Source organism: Streptococcus parasanguinis (genome assembly GCF_001069785.1).
Classification (GTDB): domain Bacteria; phylum Bacillota; class Bacilli; order Lactobacillales; family Streptococcaceae; genus Streptococcus; species Streptococcus parasanguinis_T.
In genome coordinates, this window is sequence record NZ_JVSR01000002.1 from 1 (window position 1) to 18,664 (window position 18,664).

Below are 18,664 nucleotides of genomic sequence, written 5' to 3' on the forward strand. Positions count from 1 at the left end.
TTGCTCGACAATCTAAAAATAATTGAGAGGCTAGGACTTTTGTCCCAGCCCCTTTTTTTAATGCTAAGAATGCAGTAAATTCAAGGCTAAATTAAGATTTTATGATAAAATAAGAACATGAAAACCAGAATGAAAGAATTAGTGGAATTACTCAATCGCTATGCTTATGAGTATTACACAAAAGACGCTCCATCTGTTTCAGATAGTGAATACGATCAATTATATCGGGAGTTGGTGGAACTAGAAACAGCTCATCCAGATGAGATCTTACCAGAGAGTCCAACTCACCGTGTAGGTGGTGTGGTTTTAAAAGGTTTTACTAAATACCAGCATCAGTATCCCCTTTATAGTTTGCAGGATGCTTTTTCACGTGAAGAATTAGAAGCTTTTGATCAGCGTGTTCGTAAGGAATTTCCTTCTATCAGCTATGTATGCGAGTTGAAGATCGATGGCTTGTCCATTTCCCTCACCTATGAAAATGGTGTCCTTGTAACAGGAGCAACACGTGGGGATGGTTCTGTCGGTGAGGATATTACAGAGAATCTCAAGCGGGTCAAGGACATTCCTTTGGTGTTACCAGAGCCAGTGAACATCACAGTTCGAGGCGAGTGCTACATGCCACGGGCTTCCTTTGATCGGGTCAATCAGATCCGTCAAGAAAATGGCGAGCCTGAGTTTGCCAATCCACGGAATGCTGCTGCGGGAACGCTTCGCCAATTGGATACGAAAATCGTGGCCAAGCGAAATCTCGCGACCTTCTTGTATCAAGAAGTGAGTCCCACTGATCAAAGCAGTCAGGAAGGCGTGCTTGAGAAATTAGCTCGCTTAGGGTTTGTCGTGAACCAAGAGCGAGTGTTGGCAGAGGATATGGAGCAAATTTGGGACTTTATCCAAAAAGTAGCTCAGTTTCGAGAGGATCTTCCCTATGATATCGATGGGATCGTCATCAAGGTCAATGACCTAGCTGTTCAAGAAGAACTAGGCTTTACCGTCAAGGCTCCAAAATGGGCTGTCGCTTATAAGTTTCCAGCTGAAGAAAAAGAAGCGAAAATCCTATCGGTGGATTGGACCGTTGGAAGGACCGGTGTTGTGACACCAACTGCCAATCTAACTCCAGTCCAACTAGCAGGAACCACCGTTAGTCGCGCAACCTTGCACAATGTGGACTATATTGCTGAAAAAGATATTCATCAGGAAGATACCGTCATTGTCTACAAGGCTGGTGATATCATTCCAGCGGTCTTACGTGTCGTCAAAGATAAACGGGTCTCTGATCAAGCATTAGCTATTCCAAGTCATTGTCCGAGCTGCCAGAGTGAGTTGCTTCATTTCAAGGATGAGGTGGCCCTTCGCTGTATCAATCCGCTCTGTCCAGCTCAGATTAAGGAGGGATTGAACCACTTTGCAAGTCGGGATGCTATGAATATCACAGGCTTGGGTCCAGCTGTTGTAGAGAAACTCTTCGCGGCTCAGTTGGTAGAGGATGTAGCTGGGATCTACCGGCTCACTGTAGAGGATCTATTAACCTTAGAAGGCTTCAAAGAAAAATCTGCTGAAAAACTCTATGAAGCCATTCAAGCTTCAAAAGAGAATTCAGCTGAAAAGTTACTCTTTGGTTTGGGAATCCGCCATGTCGGAAGCAAGGTCAGTCAAATCTTGCTCCAAGAATTCCATGACCTCGATCAACTGGCTACCGCTGATCCAGAACGGATTGCCAGCATTGATAGTCTCGGTATGGTCGTGGCTGAAAGTCTCAAGTCTTATTTCGCACAAGAGGGATCCAAGCGTCTCCTGCATGAATTGAAAGAAGCTGGAGTCAATCTGACCTATCTTGGTGAAAAAGTTGCTGCCGATGCGGCCCTTTCAGGGATGACGGTTGTTTTGACTGGGAAGCTAGAGCGGCTCACACGTTCAGAAGCAAAGGCCAAATTAGAGAGCCTGGGTGCCAAGGTAACTGGATCAGTTTCCAAAAAAACAGATTTGGTCGTAGCAGGTAGTGACGCTGGTAGCAAATTAACCAAAGCACAAGAATTAGGAATCCAGGTAGAAGATGAGGCCTGGCTTGAAAGTTTGTAGAGGAACTTTATGGTAGAACGAATCAAAAAAGCCCGTTTAATTTATAATCCGACCTCTGGGCAAGAAATTATCAAGAAAAATATTGCGGAAGTCTTGGACGTACTCGAAGATGTGGGCTACGAAACCAGCGCCTATCAAACGACTCCAGAACCATTTTCTGCTCAAAATGAAGCAGAAAGAGCCGCCAAAGCAGGCTTTGATTTAATCATTGCTGCTGGTGGAGATGGCACGATTAATGAAGTGGTCAATGGAGTTGCAGGTCTGGAAAATCGTCCGCAGATGGCCTTTATCCCAACCGGCACAACCAATGACTATGCGCGTGCCTTGAAGATTCCGATGGGAGATCCAGTGGCAGCTGCCCGCATTATCGAAAAGAATCAAACCATTCAAATGGACATTGGTCGTGCTTATGGCAGTAAGTATTTTATCAATATTGCTGCAGCAGGGACTCTGACAGAGTTGACCTTCAGTGTCCCAAGCAGTGTCAAATCTCGCCTGGGTTACTTTGCCTATGTGGCAGAAGCAGCTAAAATGTTGCCGAGAAACAAGGCTCGTAAGGTGCGGATCGAACACGACAATGGTGTCTTTGAAGGGCCAGCGTCTATGATTTTTGTGGCTTTGACCAACTCTATTGCTGGCTTTGAAAGTGTCGCACCAGATGCCAAGCTAGATGATGGAAACTTCACCTTGATTATCGTAAAAACTGCTAAGCTCTTTAACATGTTGTCCTTGATGATTCAGGCCATTAATGGAGGCAAGCATGTGCACGATGAAAATGTAGAATATCTCAAGACCAAGAAATTGTCGATCGAAATGTTAGGGAAAAATGCTCAACCATTCCGCATCAATCTAGATGGCGAATATGGGGGAGATACTCCAGTTGAATTGGAAGTCTTTCATAATCACTTGGAATTCTTTGCGAATATTGATGAAATCAACAACGATGCTTTGGTTCACACATCTGAAGAATAGAAACAAATAGTTAGAGCCATGTACGTGTTTCACGAGCGAATGGTTCCTTCGGTATCAAATTGGAAATAGGAAAATGTTATGCGACAATACCATGTAAAGCTTCATTTTCATAAGCAAAAAGGAAATTATTTTGCCTATGATATGTGGCAATGGCAGGATCAAGTAGAAGGAAAATCAGTCTCTTTCTCCAAGTTGGATTATTTTGGAGTAGAGGGAAATCTGGTATACGAGAGTGAGGATGCCTTGAGTCGGGGTCATGTCTTGGTTAAAGAGGGAGATTGGCTCACCAAAACCCGTGATTTTGAAATCGAACTCTTACCAGAAGGGTATGTTCGAGAAGTTTGGATTCTCGATGGGGACGATACTGTCTATTATTCTTTGCAAGCTGCTTTGACGAGTCATGCTTATAGTCATCGTCAGCCTCATGCCTACGATATGGCGACCCATGCCAAGGAATTTGACACCAAATGGGCTTATCAAGGCTGGCTTGGTTATCGCGAAGAAGAAGGGGAGTATTGCTTTAAGCTGTGGGCCCCTACTGCTAAGAAAGTTGAATTGTTGCTCTATCAATCAACAGAGTTGGATGCGCCTATTTGGAAGACTATTCCGATGATGCGAGGCAAACAAGAGTCTAGCTACCATCCAGAAAACACCCAAGGTGTTTGGATTCTAGATTTTCTAGGAAATTTAAGTGGCATGGCTTATCAATATCGTGTGCATTTTGAACACCAGACTCAAGTGACGCGCGATCCTTATAGCATTGCCACGACAGCCGATGGAATGCGCTCAGCCATTCTCTCAAGAGCAGATCGTCAGTTTGATTGGGGCACTAAAAAAGGCGCCGATGGGACTCCCTGGCGCCTGGACAATCCTTGTCAAGCAGTGATCTATGAGATGCACCTTCGGGATTTGACCAAGTCACCGACATCAGGTGTGGACGAGTCTTTGCGTGGGACCTATCTGGGGGCTTGCCAAGAAGGAACCGTCAATAGCCATGGCGATGCGACTGCCTTTGATTATATCCGTCAGTTAGGGGTCAATGTCGTGCAATTGCAGCCGATATCTGATCGCTATAAACAGTACGATAAAGAAGGTCATGTGACCTACAATTGGGGTTACGACGTTCAGAATCATTCTGCACCAGAAACCAGTTTTTCAACGGATCCATCCAATCCTAAGCAGACGATGAAAGAGCTTAAAACTATGATCCGGGCTTATCATGAAGCTGGGATTTCTGTAGTCATAGATGTGGTCTACAATCATACCTACTCAACTGAGCATGGTCCTTTCCAAAATACAGTTCCGGATTATTATTACCGGATGGAGCCAGATGGGCGCTTCCAAAATGGGACAGGTGTCGGTAATGAGACGGCGAGTGAGCATGAAATGTACCGCAAGTACATGATTGATTCCCTCACGCACTGGGTAAAAGAGTACCAGATCGATGGTTTCCGCTTTGATTTGATGGGCATTCACGATGTGACGACAATGAATGCTATTCGGGAGGCGATGGATGCTCTGGATCCTCGCATTCTCCTTTATGGAGAAGGTTGGGACATGGGAACCGGTCTCGCACCAGAGGATAAGGCTAAGAAAGACAATGCGGCGCAATTGCCACGTATTGGATTCTTTAACGACACGGAGCGCGATGCTATTAAAGGAGCTGAGGTTTATGGTTCCATCAAACGTGGCTTTGTCAGCCGAAAATCAACAGAGAATATCGTTGCGCGTGCTGTTCTAGGTAGTGCGGAGCTGGGTCATTATTTAAGTCCGAATCAGGTTTTGAATTATGTGGAGGCTCATGACAATTATAATCTCTATGACTTGCTTCAGACCCTACATCCAAATGAAGAAGTAGCAGGCTTGGTCAAGCGCTCAGAGTTGGCTACGGCCATGAATCTGCTCTTTCAGGGCATGGCCTTCATGCAATTGGGTCAAGAGTTTATGCGGACTAAATTGGTAGCGACAGGTCCTGATGGAGAGATCACTCCTTTGGATCGTGAACGGGCCATGAATTCCTACAATGCTCCAGATTTTGTGAATCGGGTCAATTGGGATCTGGTCAGTCAAAACAAGGAATCAATTGCCTATATCCGAAGCTTGATCAATTTGAAGACAAGTCTTGCTGTCTTAGGATTTGAAAGCTATGATAAAATCTATCAACAAGTCTTTATTCAATCTGCAACTGATACCAGCGGTCTTGTCATCTATGAACTAACAGGAGACAAGAAGTACTTGGTCATCTTCAACGCCAGCGGACTTCCATATTACCTCCAAAATTCAAATAAATTGAAATTGATGGTTGGGAATAGTCGTCATAAACGACCATTCTACGTGGAGAATTTAACAGCTTCTGTTTTTGAAGTCCTAGACTAAGTTTTTTTAAAAGAAATCATAAAATCCCTGAGTTTTTAAACTCAGGGATTCTTTTTATTTAGAAGAACTGCTACTGGTCTCTGTTGAGGAAGAACTATCGTCTTCTGGGTGCAATTCTTTATAAGTTGGTGCTTTGAAGAGATCAACGGTAGACTGGTTGCCACGTTGGTTATAAAGGCTGGTTGATTTGTCACCTTTTTCCTTTTCAATCTTCTTCAATGCCTTGAAGGAATTGGTGTAGGAATAATCTTCTGGATTGACTTTTCCAAGATCATTGCCCTTGAAGAAGCGAAGGAGGTCACCGGTCTGGATACTATCGCTAATCTTCAATTGCAGGTTAGCAGCTTCCCTGATCTTGTCCAGTTCTTCCTTGGTTTTTTCGTCTGGGTTCGTGATTTCCTCACCTGTTTTGGTGTAATAGGTCCGGCCACTATAGCTCGTATACTCTGGAGTAACAAAGTAGTTAGCAGAGCGGAAGGCGACGATTTGATCATGTTCTGGTGAGAGCATATCTTGGCCAACTTGGAGGAATTTATTGGATTCAATACCTAGCAAATGTTCCAAGGTTGGGAGCATATCAATTTCGCCACCGTAGGTATCAATGATGCCACCCTTATCCATACCTGGAATAACTACCATATAAGGAACGCGTTGCAACATGGCATTGTCATAACTTGACCAAGTCTCAGAGTTCTTACCAAGTAGAGGAGCAAGAGCTGGGTTGCGGGAGTTTGAAATTCCGTAGTGGTCCCCATAGAGAACGATGATGGAATTTTTGTAAAGACCAGATTCTTTCAGGTAATCAAAGAAGGCCTTGATCGAAGAATCTAGGTAGTTAGCGGTCGCAAAATAGCCATTGATGGTTTCGTCCTGTGTCTTAGCTAGAGGGAAGCCAAGATCATCTCCTGACAAACTGGTCGTATAAGGATAGTGGTTGGAAACCGTAATGAACTTAGTATAGAAAGGTTGTTGCAATCTCTCGAGGTATTTGATGGAATCCTTGAGCATGTATTTGTCATTAAGACCATACTGGAAGGAATTGCTGCTGTTTTGTTTGGTGAAGTAGCTAGCATCAAAGAAGTAATTGTAGCCCCATTGTTTATAGGCAGTATTTCGATTCCAGAAACTTCCAGCATTCCCGTGGAAAACAGCGCTCGAGTTGTACCCATTTTTTGAAAGAATAAATGGTGCAGCCTGTTGGGTATTGGTTCCACCATAGTTCACCATAAAGGAACCTTGGTTGAGTCCGAAGAGGCCTGTTTCAATCATGGTCTCAGCATCAGACGTTTTCCCTGCCTTGACTTGGTTAAAGACATTCGAAAAGGCAAAGGTTTCCTTCGAGTGGTAAAGTGAATTTAAGAAAGGCGTTACTTCATATTCTTTATCATCTACTTTCAACTTGTAATCGATCAAGAATTGTTGGAAACTTTCCAAGTGAATGTAGATGACATTACGGCCTTTGGCCATTCCAAAGTATTCAGGATTAGGCTTGGCGTAATGCTGTTGGATATATTCTTCCACCGGTTTTAAATCTGCTTCGGAGGCTTTGGAACGTTCTTTGTTGGCAGCATAGGTCTGATTAGCGCTATAACCCAGAAAGGCTGGTAAGCCTAGGGCACGAACGACATAGTAGTTTGAGAACCCACGAGTCAAGAGCTCAGGTCGGTCAATCTCTGCAAGGAAAAGGTTGGCCGAAAAGAGCATAGCCGATAAAGAGGTAACCGCAAAACTAGCACGTTTATTGAAGGGACGATTGTCCATACGAATCCATTTCTTAAAGAAGAAGAAAGCTAGAATAGGGAAATCTAGAATGTAGATCACATCCCAAGGGCGGAATAATTCTAAAGCAGCAGCTCCGAGACCGGCAGAAACCTTGCTGGAAGCCAACATGGTATTAACTGTTACAAAGTCTGTAAATTCTCGATAATAGATGGAGTTGGAAATCAACCAAATAAATAAGAGAAGGTAGATCCCAAAAGCCAAACTATAAAAGAGCTTGGTAGGTTTGATATAGAGTGCTAGACCGATTAACAGTAAGCTGACCGGAAATGGGTTGATCACTGCTAGAAAGATCTGATAAGGTCCCTGAATGTCTAAATTAAAATCAACTGAATAGGCCCACATGGTTTTGAACCAGTAGAGCAGCAGAAGGGTCAAGACAAATCCTAGTCTGGTACTCATGAAATTGAGTATCGAATTCGTAATTTTTTTCACAAAATGTTACTTCCTTGTCTTATTTCCTAAAAATTTTCATATACAAGTATACCACAATTTTATGGAGAAAGAAAAAAATGACTGTAAAGGAGAGGAAAGAAATAGGAAAGATCCGGCATTTTATATCATTTGAAGCTAAATGATGAAAGCTAGGATAAAACGGTAAAAAAAGTTCCAGTAAATAAAGCCTCTCTTTGTGAAAACTGCAGACTTTTGCTATAATAGAGGATATGAAAAAACTCACAGTCAGTCGCCAAGTCGCAACAAAAATCAAACAAGGACAATCCCTTCTTGAAAAGCAAGATTTTGAGTCACTTCCTGCTTTGAATCAAGAGGTTCAATTGCTTTCAGGAGATGGACAATCCCTCGGGGTCGGATACTTATCTGAACAAAATAAAGGGATTGGATGGTTTGTTTCGCAAGAGTTGGTCGCTTTTGATCAAGACTTTTTTAAAAAGCTTTTCATCAAAGCCAAGCAATACCGTCGTTCTTATTATGCGGATGAAACGACGACAGCCTTTCGTCTCTTTAACCAAGAGGGAGATGGTTTTGGTGGTTTCACGGTTGACTTGTATGGTGAGTTTGTTGTCTTTTCTTGGTACAATCCCTTTGTATTTCAGATCAAGGAAACCATTCTAGCGGCCTTTCAAGAGGCTTTTCCAGAAGTCCGAGGCGGCTATGAAAAGATTCGCTTTAAAGGCTTGGACTATGAATCGGCTCATGTCTATGGAGAAGAAGCTCCGCAAGAATTTTTGATTCTTGAAAATGGGGTTTCTTACCAAGTCTTTCTCAATGATGGCTTGATGACGGGGATTTTTTTGGATCAGCATGAAGTTCGAGGTAGCTTGGTAGAGGGCTTAGCAGCTGGCAAGTCCTTGCTCAATATGTTCTCCTATACGGCGGCCTTCTCTGTGGCTGCGGCAATGGGTGGAGCAGTTGAGACAACATCGGTCGATCTGGCTAAGAGAAGTAGAGAACTATCAGAAGCGCATTTTGTGGCAAATGGCTTGGCGCTGGATGCTCATCGTTTTGTCGTGATGGATGTCTTTGACTATTACAAATATGCCAAACGCCATGACCTAAGCTATGATGTGATCGTGCTCGATCCGCCTAGCTTTGCGCGGAATAAAAAACGGACATTTTCAGTCGCTAAAGATTATCATCGATTGGTCAGCGAGGCTCTTGAGATTTTAAATCCAGGTGGGACCTTGATTCTCAGTACCAATGCGGCAAATGTCAACAAAGATAAATTTAAAAAACAAATCGAAAAGGGATTTCAAGGTCGTAAGCATCGCTATGTAGCGGAATATGGACTTCCGGGTGATTTTCGATGGAACAAGAAAGAAGAAAGTAGTAATTACTTAAAAGTATTTACGATTAGGGTGGATGTATGAAGTTAGTTGTTTCGATTATGCCTCGCTCCTTAGAAGAGGCGCAACAACTAGATAGTTCGCGTTACGAGGATGCAGATGTTATTGAGTGGCGTGCGGACTTTTTAGAAAAAAGCGAGATCTTAACTGTTGCTCCTGCAGTTTTTGAAAAATTTGCTGGACGCGAAATTTTATTCACCTTGCGGACTCGAGCTGAAGGTGGAGAGATGGAGCTGACCAACGAGGAATATGTTGGAATCCTGAAAGATATTCAATCTATCTATCATCCGGATTATATCGATTTCGAGTTTTATAGCCATCGTGACGTCTTTGAAGAGATGTTGGAATTTTCAAATCTTGTGCTCAGCTACCATAATTTCCAAGAGACACCGGAAAATATGATGGAGATCTTATCGGAATTAACTAGCTTTTCTCCAAAATTGGTCAAGGTATCGGTCATGGCCCACAATGAACAAGATGTCCTTGACTTGATGAATTATACGCGTGGTTTCAAGACGCTGAATCCTGAGCAAGAATATGTAACGATTTCCATGGGTAAGATCGGGAAGATTTCGCGCTTGACAGCTGATTTGACAGGCTCTTCTTGGTCTTATGCTAGAGTCGGAGAGGAAAGCGCCCCAGGTCAAATCCCTCTTGAAAATATGCGAAGAATTCGGGAATTATTAAATGAAGATTGATGGCTACACTCGGATGGCAGCAGTCATTGCCCATCCTATCCGCCATAGTATCTCTCCTTTCATCCATAATCTAGCCTATGAATTAACAGCGACCAATGCTGCTTACCTGGCTTGGGATATTGCTGAAGAAGATTTAGAAAGCACTGTCAGCCAAATTCGTAAGTTAGATATGATTGGGGCCAATATTTCCATGCCTTTTAAGCAAAAGGTCTTTCCTTACTTAGATGAAGTGGATGAGATGGCTCTAAAGATCGGCTCTGTCAATACCATCGTTCACCGTGATGGCAAGCTTAAGGGCTATAATACGGATGGGATTGGTTTCTTTCGTAGTTTACCTCCAGCTTTCTCCATTAAGGGAAAAACAATGGTTCTCTTAGGTGCAGGTGGTGCAGCTTTAGCGATTATTGCACAGGCGATTCATCTAGGTGTAAAACGAATCCTTGTCTTTGTGAGAGAGGAGAGATTGGTTCATTATCGTTCAATCGTTCAGTTGATTGAAGATGGCTTTGATTTCTTGATAGAATTGTATGCGATTGAGAAAAATGAAGAGGTTCAAAGTTCCTTTAATCAAGCTGATCTCATCTTAAATGCCACTGGTGTTGGGATGGATGGTCAGTCTCTTCCGATAGCGAGTCACTTGACCTTTCCCCCACATGCCTTAATCGTAGAGATGGCCTACTATCCGGCAGTGACCCCTTTTTTGCAACTAGCAGTGAATCAAGGAAACCAGCGGGTAAATGGGCTGGGAATGCTCTTTTATCAAGCTGAAGCAGCCTTTGAATTAATGACTGGGAAAGTATTTCCTACAGAGTCTGTATGGGAAGCATTGACAACAGAATATCGCCAATTTGTATGTGACTAAGAGAGAGTTTTACCTTTCCCTATTGAAAAGCTTTATGAGATTAGAACAGGAACTGATTTTTTAAAAAACAGTCTTGCTCTAGTCTCTTTTTCATTTTGTTTGAGACATGTGCCTTATTTCATGATAAGATAGAATGAAAGAATAACACGAAGGAGATTCCTATGAACGTATCGGTACCTATTCCAGGACATTCCTATGAGATTGTGATTGAAAGAGGTGGTCTCAACCAGGTTGGAGACTGGTTGTGCACTCTTTGGGGCGATAAAAAAGTCGCTATCATTTCCGATAACCGCGTGGCTAAGTTGTATGCAGCTATTGTTGAGAATAGCCTTGAGAAAGCTGGTTTTCAAGTGGTGCGCTTTGAGTTTCTTCAAGGAGAAGCCAGTAAGAATCTAACCACTGTTTCAAAAGTCTATGACTTTCTAGCTACCCAGGGCATGACGCGCAGTGATGGAATTGTTGCTCTTGGGGGTGGCGTAGTTGGTGATTTGGCTGGTTTTGCTGCCTCGACCTATATGCGGGGAATTTCCTTTGTTCAGATCCCGACTAGCTTGACCGCACAGGTGGACTCCTCTATCGGGGGAAAGACGGGAGTCAACACAGCACTTGCTAAAAACATGGTAGGGACCTTTGCTCAACCAGATGGTGTGTTTATTGATCCTGAAGTGTTGAGCACTTTGGGGCAACGTGAATTGATCGAGGGGATGGGCGAAGTCATCAAGTACGGTCTCATTCAAGATACGGAACTTTGGCAAGAATTGGAAGCCATGGATGGTTCTGTGGAGAGTATTTTAGAGCATGCAGAGAGCATCATTTCCCATTCTTGCCTGGTGAAGCGAGACCATGTGGTGGCAGATGAGTTGGACAATGGTATTCGACTGTATCTCAATTTTGGTCATACCATTGGGCATGCCATTGAAGCGACAGCTGGTTATGGGCAGGTTATGCATGGGGAAGCCGTTAGTATGGGCATGGTGCAGCTCTCCCGAGTTGCAGAAGAAAAGGGCCTGATGCCAAAGGGAATTACTCAAAAAATCGAAGAAATGTGCCGGAAATTTGGCCTTCCGGTGACCTATGAGAACTGGGATAAAGAAGCCCTTTATCAAGCCTTGACCCATGACAAAAAAGCGCGTGGGACGAACTTGAAATTAGTAATTGTTCCAGAGTTGGGGCAAGCAGCGATTCATCAAATCCCTCTTCAAGAAATGAAGGACTTTTTAGAAAGAAAGGTATAAGGTCGTATGAGATATTTAACAGCAGGAGAGTCCCATGGACCTCGACTAACAGCCATCATCGAGGGGGTTCCGGCAGGCCTTCCTTTATCTGAAGAGGATATTAATAAAGAGCTCAAACGCCGACAAGGTGGTTATGGTCGCGGTGCTCGGATGAAAATCGAGAGTGACCGTGTCGAGATCACATCAGGGGTCCGTCATGGCTTGACCATGGGAGGTCCGATTACGCTGAACGTGACCAATCTGGATCACCAAAAATGGCTGGAGATCATGAATGTAGCACCGGTCGAAGAGAAAAAGAAGAATCTACGTAAGATCACCAAGCCACGTCCTGGTCATGCTGATCTAGTCGGAGGGATGAAATACCGTTTTGACGATCTTCGAAATTCCTTAGAGCGTTCTTCTGCCCGTGAGACAACCATGCGTGTAGCCGTTGGTGCAGTTGCTAAACGGATTTTAGAAGAAATTGGCGTTGAAGTAGCCAGCCACATTGTTAATTTTGGGGGAATCGAGATTGCAATTCCCGAGAATCTAACCGTTTCAGAAATCAAGGAAAAGGCAGCGAAGTCGGAAGTTTCGATCGTTGTGCCAGAACAAGAAGAAGCTGTTAAGGCCTACATTGACCAAGTGAAAAAAGATGGCGATACCATCGGGGGGATTGTGGAAACCTTGGTTGGCGGTGTGCCTGTTGGACTAGGCTCCTATGTACAATGGGACAAGAAATTGGATGCCAAAATCGCTCAAGGAGTAGTCTCTATCAATGCCTTTAAGGGTGTTGAGTTAGGCCTTGGTTTTGACGCAGGTCGCCTAAAAGGTAGTCAAGTCATGGATGAAATCATCTGGTCTCAAGACACCGGTTATACCCGTCGCACCAATAATCTTGGTGGTTTTGAAGGGGGCATGACCAATGGTGAGCCCATTCTGGTTCGTGGCGTCATGAAGCCTATTCCGACTCTCTACAAACCCTTGATGAGTGTGGATATTGAAACCCATGAACCCTATAAGGCGACGGTTGAGCGCAGCGACCCAACGGCTCTACCTGCTGCAGGAGTGGTAATGGAAGCAGTGGTCGCAACGGTCCTTGCGACAGAAGTGCTTGAAAAATTCTCATCCGATAACTTGGAAGAATTGAAAGAAGCCGTTGCCAAGCACCGGGACTTTACGAAGAATTTTTAAGAGAAAGAGTTTTCCTTTGGAGAAGAAAGTTGTTTATATTGCAGGGTTGGGCTTGATTGGTGCTTCACTTGCGCTAGGCATTAAGAGAGCCCACCCAAACGTGACTGTTCTTGGGTACAATCGTAGTGAAGCCTCTCGAACCATCGCCCTTGAAAGAGGAATGGTGGATCAAGTGACGGATGATTTCGCAGCCTTTGCCCCTTTAGCAGATATCATTATTTTGGCCCTTCCCATCAAGCAAACCAAGTCTTACTTAGAAACCTTAGCTAGCTTGCATTTGAAAGACCGGGTACTGGTGACAGATGCAGGCTCTACCAAGGCAGAAATTGTCGCACAAGCTGAAAAAGTGTTTACAGACAAGGCCGTACGATTTGTGGGAGGACACCCCATGGCTGGTAGTCATAAGACAGGTGCCGCAGCAGCAGATGCAACCTTATTTGAAAATGCCTATTATATTTTTACTCCTTCCAGCTTGACGACAGGAGGTGCCATGGAAGAGTTGAAAGAGCTTCTGAGTGGATTGGGATCTCGATTTATTGAAATCGATGCCGAGGAACACGATCGGGTGACTTCCCAGATCAGCCATTTTCCTCATATTTTAGCCTCGACTCTGGTCGAGCAGGCTGTAGCTTATGGGGAAGAGCATGAAATGACCCGCCGTTTTGCGGCTGGTGGCTTTCGGGATATGACACGGATCGCGGAAAGTGAGCCAGGTATGTGGACTTCTATTCTCTTGTCCAACCCTCAAGCGATATTGGAGCGGATTGCAGATTTCAAAGAGCGATTGGATCAGGTAGCTGAGACCATTCAAGCAGATAACGAGAAGGCTATTTGGTCCTTTTTCCATGAGGGGCGCAAGCACCGAAAAGAAATGCAGATCCATCAGCGTCCTGGACGCGATAGTGCCTATGATCTCTTTATTGATGTTCCAGATAAAGAAGGTGTAATCCTTGAAATCTTACAACTCCTACAAGGGATTTCCTTGGTTAATATTCACATCAATGAAGAGAATCGTGAAGATATCCACGGGATTTTGCAGCTGACCTTTAAAAATGCAGAGGATCAAGAGCGGGCTCAAACATTGATCAGCCAGGCGACGTCTTATACTGTCCTTGCTCGCTAGGTCTACAGAAGGATTTGCGTCAAAATCCCTGCTTCATTTTAGGAATATTGAAGGAAAAGCAGTATAATAGAAGTATCTTATCAGTAAAGGAGCCTAGAAAATGGCAAATATTTATGATGTAGCAAACGAACTCTCTCGGACCCTGCGAGACCTTCCTGAATACAAGGCTGTCGTAGAAAGCAAAGAAGCGATTGAAGCAAATCCAGAAGCGAAAACCTTGTTTGACGAATACGTTGCTTTCCAAAATCAACTGCAAGGCTTGATGCAATCCGGTCAACTTCCAACAGAAGCTGTGCAACAAGAAATGAAGGACTATATGGAAAAAATCCAAGCAAGTCCGATTGTGAATGAATTTTTCACCAAACAACAACAATTGTCTATTTATCTTGCAGATCTGGAAAAGATCATCTTTGAGCCGATTCAAGATTTATATAAATAAGAATGCTACCAGAGTTGTAATTTCGACTCTGGTATTTTCGTTCGCCAGTAGAAGAAAAGAAGCTCAAAAAAAGCTAGGAAACATTCGTTATTTGTTCCAAATTTTTGATCAAAAATTGAATTCATGCCTTAATTATGATAGAATATGAGGAAAAGCACTCTGGAGAAGGCAATGAAATTAAGAACCAATAGCAAGGGTCTCAGGGGCATCATTCGTGTGCCTGGTGATAAATCCATCAGTCACCGATCCATTATTTTTGGAAGTCTCGCAACAGGTGAAACCAAGGTCTATGATATCTTGCGAGGCGAAGATGTGCTCTCTACAATCCAGGTGTTTCGAGATTTAGGAGTCTCCATCCAGGATGACGGGGATGTGATTCAGATTCAAGGGGTAGGCTTTCAGGGCCTTCAAGCTCCGACCGATCCCCTTGATATGGGTAATTCAGGGACTTCTATTCGTTTGATATCAGGTGTCCTAGCGGGCCAGGATTTTTCAGTGACCATGGTCGGAGACGATAGCCTTTCCAAACGGCCTATGGATCGTGTAGCGATTCCACTGCGTCAAATGGGAGTAGAAATTGCTGGCCAGGGAGAGCGCGATTGCCCGCCTTTGCATGAAAAAGGGACCCATCAGCTACAACCGATTCATTACCGTTTGCCAGTCGCATCGGCTCAAGTCAAGTCGGCTCTCATCTTTGCTGCTCTGCAGGCTGAGGGTAAATCGACGATTATCGAGAAGGAAAAGACCCGTGACCATACAGAGGATATGATTCGCCAATTTGGTGGAGAGATCCAGGTGGATGGAAAAACCATCCGCATCCAAGGGGGACAAGAGTTCCAAGGTCAAACAGTCATTGTTCCTGGAGATATTTCCAGTGCGGCCTTTTGGTTAGTGGCTGGACTCATCCTTCCAGATAGTGTGATCAAGATTGAAAATGTTGGACTCAACCAAACGCGGACAGGGATTCTCGATGTGATCCAGGAAATGGGGGGAGATCTCACCATTGAGGATCGTGATGAAAAAGCGATCTCTGCGAGTCTCACTGTCAAGACTTCGTCCTTAAAAGGGATTCGGATTGATGGGGAGTTGATTCCACGCTTAATTGATGAATTGCCGATTATTGCCTTACTTGCGACACAAGCCAATGGTCAGACTGTGATTGCGGATGCTGAAGAGCTTCGTGTGAAAGAAACGGACCGCATCCAGGTCGTGGCAGATAGCCTCAATGCCATGGGAGCCAATGTTGTGCCAATGGAAGACGGAATGATCATCACTGGTCCGACTCCCTTACATGGAGCTGACTTAGAGACCTTTGGAGACCACCGGATTGGGATGATGGCTGCCATTGCTGCCTTATTGGTGAGTGAAGGAAATGTGGTGCTGGATCGAGCAGAGGCCATCAACACCAGTTACCCCGGTTTTTTTGAAGATTTGGAGACCTTACTGCATGGCTAAAATTTTACTTGGTTTTATGGGAGCTGGAAAAACGACCGTTGGCCGGATTCTTGATCCAAAATTTCATGATATGGATGAATTAATTGTTAAAGAGATCGGCATGTCGATCAATGACTATTTCGCAGTAGAAGGAGAAGCTGCCTTTCGTCGCCGTGAGGCTGAGATGTTAGAGCGTTTATTGGAAAACGAGACAGCTATTATTTCCCCTGGTGGCGGGATTGTCGTCAATCCTCATAACCGTGCCCTCTTGGAAAAAAATCCATACAACATTTATTTGCGCGTGGATTTTGAAACCTTGTACAGTCGCATTCAAAATGACAAAGCTATGCAACGTCCCCTCTTTTTAAACAATACCAAAGAAGAATTCAAGAAGATTTTTGATGGCCGTTTGCCTTTGTATGAAGCGATTGCTACTCATATTGTGGATGTTAAGGACAAAACACCTGACGAAATTGCGGAGATTATTCGATGCTTGTAGGCTATCTAGGTCCCAAGGGATCTTTTACCCATGATGTGGCCACTCATAGCTTTCCGACTTCTGAACGCATCGCCTATCGGACGATCACAGATGTCATCAAGGCTTATGAGAATCAAGAGATCGATTTTGCAGTTGTCCCCGTTGAAAACTCGATTGAAGGCAGTGTCCACGAGACCATCGATTACCTCTTTCACCAAGGGACCATCCAGGCCGTTGCAGAAGTGGTCTATCCCATCAAGCAACAGCTCTTGGTGGCTAGAAAAGATCGGCCTATTCGAACGGTCTATTCGCATCCACAGGCCTTGGCTCAAGGGAAGGCTTTTCTAAGGGCCCATTATCCAGATGTGGCCATGGAAATGACGGCTTCAACAGCCTATGCAGCTCGCTATGTAGCAGAACATCCAGAATTGGAGATTGCGGCTATTGCCCCTCTGGCAGCAGCCAGTTAGTATGGCTTGGAAGTCTAGGCCAAAGATATTCAAGAAATCGAGGACAATTATACACGTTTTTGGATTTTAGGGGCAACAGAGCCAGCGATCTCAGAAACTTTAAGTTCCTCCCTTCAAAAAGTTAGCTTGGCTTTAACCTTGCCAAGTAATCTGGCAGGAGCCCTCTATAAGGGCTTGTCCACTTTTGCTTGGAGGGGAATCAATTTAACCAAGATTGAAAGTCGTCCCCTAAAAACAGCTTTAGGAGAATACTTTTTCATTATTGACCTCCTAAACGAAGCGCCTGACCTTTTGCAATTTGCCTATCAAGAATTAGACAGTTTGGGCATTCAGACAAAAGTCTTGGGTCAGTATCAGGTCTATACCTTAAAAGATAACGGAATGGAGAAAAGATGAGTAACGAATCCAACTTTCTATCTCACCATGAGCGAAAGCGATTAGAGTACTTATACTCAAATTTTCATTATTTGAATGAACGAGAACAACTAGAATACAATTACCTGCTCAAGAAGAGCCAAGGAGCTTATGAGGAAGCAGAAGCCCTTCAACCGGAGGTAGACGCTACAGAAGAAGTGCAAGGAGAGATTGCTGAACCAATTGGGGATCTCCCTGTTTACCAATCACGTAGCAAAAAGTCTAAGAAGAAAACAGTTGCTACGACGAGCGATATACCTAAGAAACCACGAAAAAAGATCCGCGTCAAGCGGATTCTCAAGTGGCTTGCTCTCTTTTTCTTGCTCATTATCGGTGGCATGGTCTTCATGTTTGTGAAAGGCCTGAACAGTAAGCCGACAGGTCCAGATGCCAAACCAGCTGTCGTTGAGAAATTTAACGGCAAGAAGTCGCGAGATGGGGTCAATATCCTGATTTTGGGGACAGATGGTCGGATCGGTGAGAAATCGGACGAGACCCGGACAGACTCCATCATGGTGGTCAATGTCAATAACAAAGAAGGTAAGATCAAGATGGTCAGCTTCATGCGGGATACATTGGTCCATATCGATGGTGTCAGCCAGCAAAATATTCCTGAATATGATGGCTACTACGACCAGAAGCTTAATGCAGCCTTCACCATCGGGGAGCAAAATAACAACCAAGGGGCTGAATTGGTGCGTCAGATGCTCAAAGACAACTTTGACATTGACATCCAATATTATGCCATGGTCGATTTCAAGACCTTTGCGACAGCGATCGATACGCTCTTCCCAAATGGGGTCGAGATGAATGCGCAATTTTCAACGGTTGATGGCGAAAAAGTCAGTGAAGTAGAAGTACCAGATGATTTGAACATGAAAGACGGTGTCGTTCCGCAGCAAACCATCAAGGTTGGAAAGCAACGGATGGATGGCCGGACCCTTCTCAATTACTCGCGTTTCCGTAAGGATGATGAAGGGGACTTTGGTCGGACCCGTCGCCAACAAGAGGTCATGTCTGCTATCATGCATCAGATCAAGGATCCAACCAAACTCTTTACGGGATCAGAAGCCCTCGGGAAAGTCTTTGCTATGACGTCTACCAATGTACCTTTCTCCTTCCTATTGACCAATGGACTTGGCCTAGTCGGTAGTGCTGGAAAAGGAATTGAACGAGTGACCATCCCAGAAAACGGGGATTGGGTCGATGCCTACGATATGTATGGTGGCCAAGGCTTGCTCGTCGATTTCGATGCTTATAAAAAGAAATTGTACCAAATGGGACTGAGATGATATAATAAGGGGATAGGAGTTTTGGACTCCACCCCTTT

Annotated in this window: 14 protein-coding genes and 1 pseudogene; 14 read left to right on the plus strand and 1 reads right to left on the minus strand. The window is 44.2% G+C overall.

Annotation, left to right across the window (positions count from 1 at the left end; genetic code table 11):
- Nucleotides 1-117: 117 nt before the first annotated feature.
- The 3 genes from ligA (at nucleotide 118) to pulA (ending at nucleotide 5,424) form a co-directional block, all read left to right on the plus strand.
- Nucleotides 118-2,076, plus strand: a complete 1,959-nt coding sequence (ligA, locus tag ADG03_RS00040) for an NAD-dependent DNA ligase LigA (protein WP_049472744.1) — start codon at nucleotides 118-120, stop codon at nucleotides 2,074-2,076.
- Nucleotides 2,077-2,085: 9 nt separating this feature from the next.
- On the plus strand, nucleotides 2,086-3,048 hold the full coding sequence (locus tag ADG03_RS00045; RefSeq protein ID WP_023917844.1) for a diacylglycerol kinase family lipid kinase: 963 nt from the start codon (nucleotides 2,086-2,088) through the stop codon (nucleotides 3,046-3,048).
- 78 nt (nucleotides 3,049-3,126) lie between these two features.
- Nucleotides 3,127-5,424 carry a type I pullulanase gene (gene pulA / locus ADG03_RS00050; protein ID WP_049472745.1) on the plus strand — a complete coding sequence of 766 codons (2,298 nt, stop codon included), beginning with the start codon at nucleotides 3,127-3,129 and terminating at the stop codon, nucleotides 5,422-5,424.
- A 54-nt stretch (nucleotides 5,425-5,478) separates the two neighbouring features.
- On the opposite strand, the gene ADG03_RS00055 is transcribed toward pulA, so the two are convergent.
- Nucleotides 5,479-7,638 carry an LTA synthase family protein gene (locus ADG03_RS00055; protein ID WP_049472746.1) on the minus strand — a complete coding sequence of 720 codons (2,160 nt, stop codon included), beginning with the start codon at nucleotides 7,636-7,638 and terminating at the stop codon, nucleotides 5,479-5,481.
- Between the two features lie 230 nt (nucleotides 7,639-7,868).
- On the opposite strand from ADG03_RS00055, the gene ADG03_RS00060 reads away from it, so the two are divergent.
- From ADG03_RS00060 to ADG03_RS00110, 11 genes and pseudogenes are all read left to right on the plus strand, one after another.
- Nucleotides 7,869-9,032 carry a class I SAM-dependent rRNA methyltransferase gene (locus ADG03_RS00060; RefSeq protein WP_049472747.1) on the plus strand — a complete coding sequence of 388 codons (1,164 nt, stop codon included), beginning with the start codon at nucleotides 7,869-7,871 and terminating at the stop codon, nucleotides 9,030-9,032.
- The gene (gene aroD / locus ADG03_RS00065; RefSeq protein ID WP_049472748.1) at nucleotides 9,029-9,706 is read left to right on the plus strand and encodes a type I 3-dehydroquinate dehydratase; all 678 of its coding nucleotides are present in this window, start codon (nucleotides 9,029-9,031) and stop codon (nucleotides 9,704-9,706) included. Before ADG03_RS00060 ends, aroD begins: the two co-directional genes overlap by 4 nt.
- Nucleotides 9,696-10,568 carry a shikimate dehydrogenase gene (gene aroE / locus ADG03_RS00070; protein ID WP_049472749.1) on the plus strand — a complete coding sequence of 291 codons (873 nt, stop codon included), beginning with the start codon at nucleotides 9,696-9,698 and terminating at the stop codon, nucleotides 10,566-10,568. Before aroD ends, aroE begins: the two co-directional genes overlap by 11 nt.
- 161 nt (nucleotides 10,569-10,729) lie before the next feature.
- The gene (aroB, locus tag ADG03_RS00075; protein WP_049472750.1) at nucleotides 10,730-11,803 is read left to right on the plus strand and encodes a 3-dehydroquinate synthase; all 1,074 of its coding nucleotides are present in this window, start codon (nucleotides 10,730-10,732) and stop codon (nucleotides 11,801-11,803) included.
- Nucleotides 11,804-11,809: 6 nt separating this feature from the next.
- Nucleotides 11,810-12,976, plus strand: a complete 1,167-nt coding sequence (aroC, locus tag ADG03_RS00080; RefSeq protein WP_003014383.1) for a chorismate synthase — start codon at nucleotides 11,810-11,812, stop codon at nucleotides 12,974-12,976.
- Nucleotides 12,977-12,992: 16 nt separating this feature from the next.
- Nucleotides 12,993-14,099, plus strand: a complete 1,107-nt coding sequence (locus ADG03_RS00085; protein ID WP_049472751.1) for a prephenate dehydrogenase — start codon at nucleotides 12,993-12,995, stop codon at nucleotides 14,097-14,099.
- Between the two features lie 100 nt (nucleotides 14,100-14,199).
- Nucleotides 14,200-14,538: a YlbF/YmcA family competence regulator gene (locus ADG03_RS00090; RefSeq protein ID WP_003011745.1), complete on the plus strand. Its 339-nt coding sequence runs from the start codon at nucleotides 14,200-14,202 to the stop codon at nucleotides 14,536-14,538.
- Nucleotides 14,539-14,709: 171 nt separating this feature from the next.
- On the plus strand, nucleotides 14,710-15,993 hold the full coding sequence (gene aroA / locus ADG03_RS00095) for a 3-phosphoshikimate 1-carboxyvinyltransferase (protein ID WP_049472752.1): 1,284 nt from the start codon (nucleotides 14,710-14,712) through the stop codon (nucleotides 15,991-15,993).
- Nucleotides 15,986-16,471: a shikimate kinase gene (locus ADG03_RS00100; RefSeq protein WP_049472753.1), complete on the plus strand. Its 486-nt coding sequence runs from the start codon at nucleotides 15,986-15,988 to the stop codon at nucleotides 16,469-16,471. Before aroA ends, ADG03_RS00100 begins: the two co-directional genes overlap by 8 nt.
- Nucleotides 16,462-17,316 (plus strand): annotated as a pseudogene (gene pheA / locus ADG03_RS00105) (prephenate dehydratase). The gene ADG03_RS00100 and the pseudogene pheA overlap by 10 nt, the downstream one beginning before the upstream one ends.
- The gene (locus ADG03_RS00110; protein WP_049472754.1) at nucleotides 17,313-18,626 is read left to right on the plus strand and encodes an LCP family protein; all 1,314 of its coding nucleotides are present in this window, start codon (nucleotides 17,313-17,315) and stop codon (nucleotides 18,624-18,626) included. Before pheA ends, ADG03_RS00110 begins: the two are co-directional and overlap by 4 nt.
- Nucleotides 18,627-18,664: the final 38 nt, after the last annotated feature.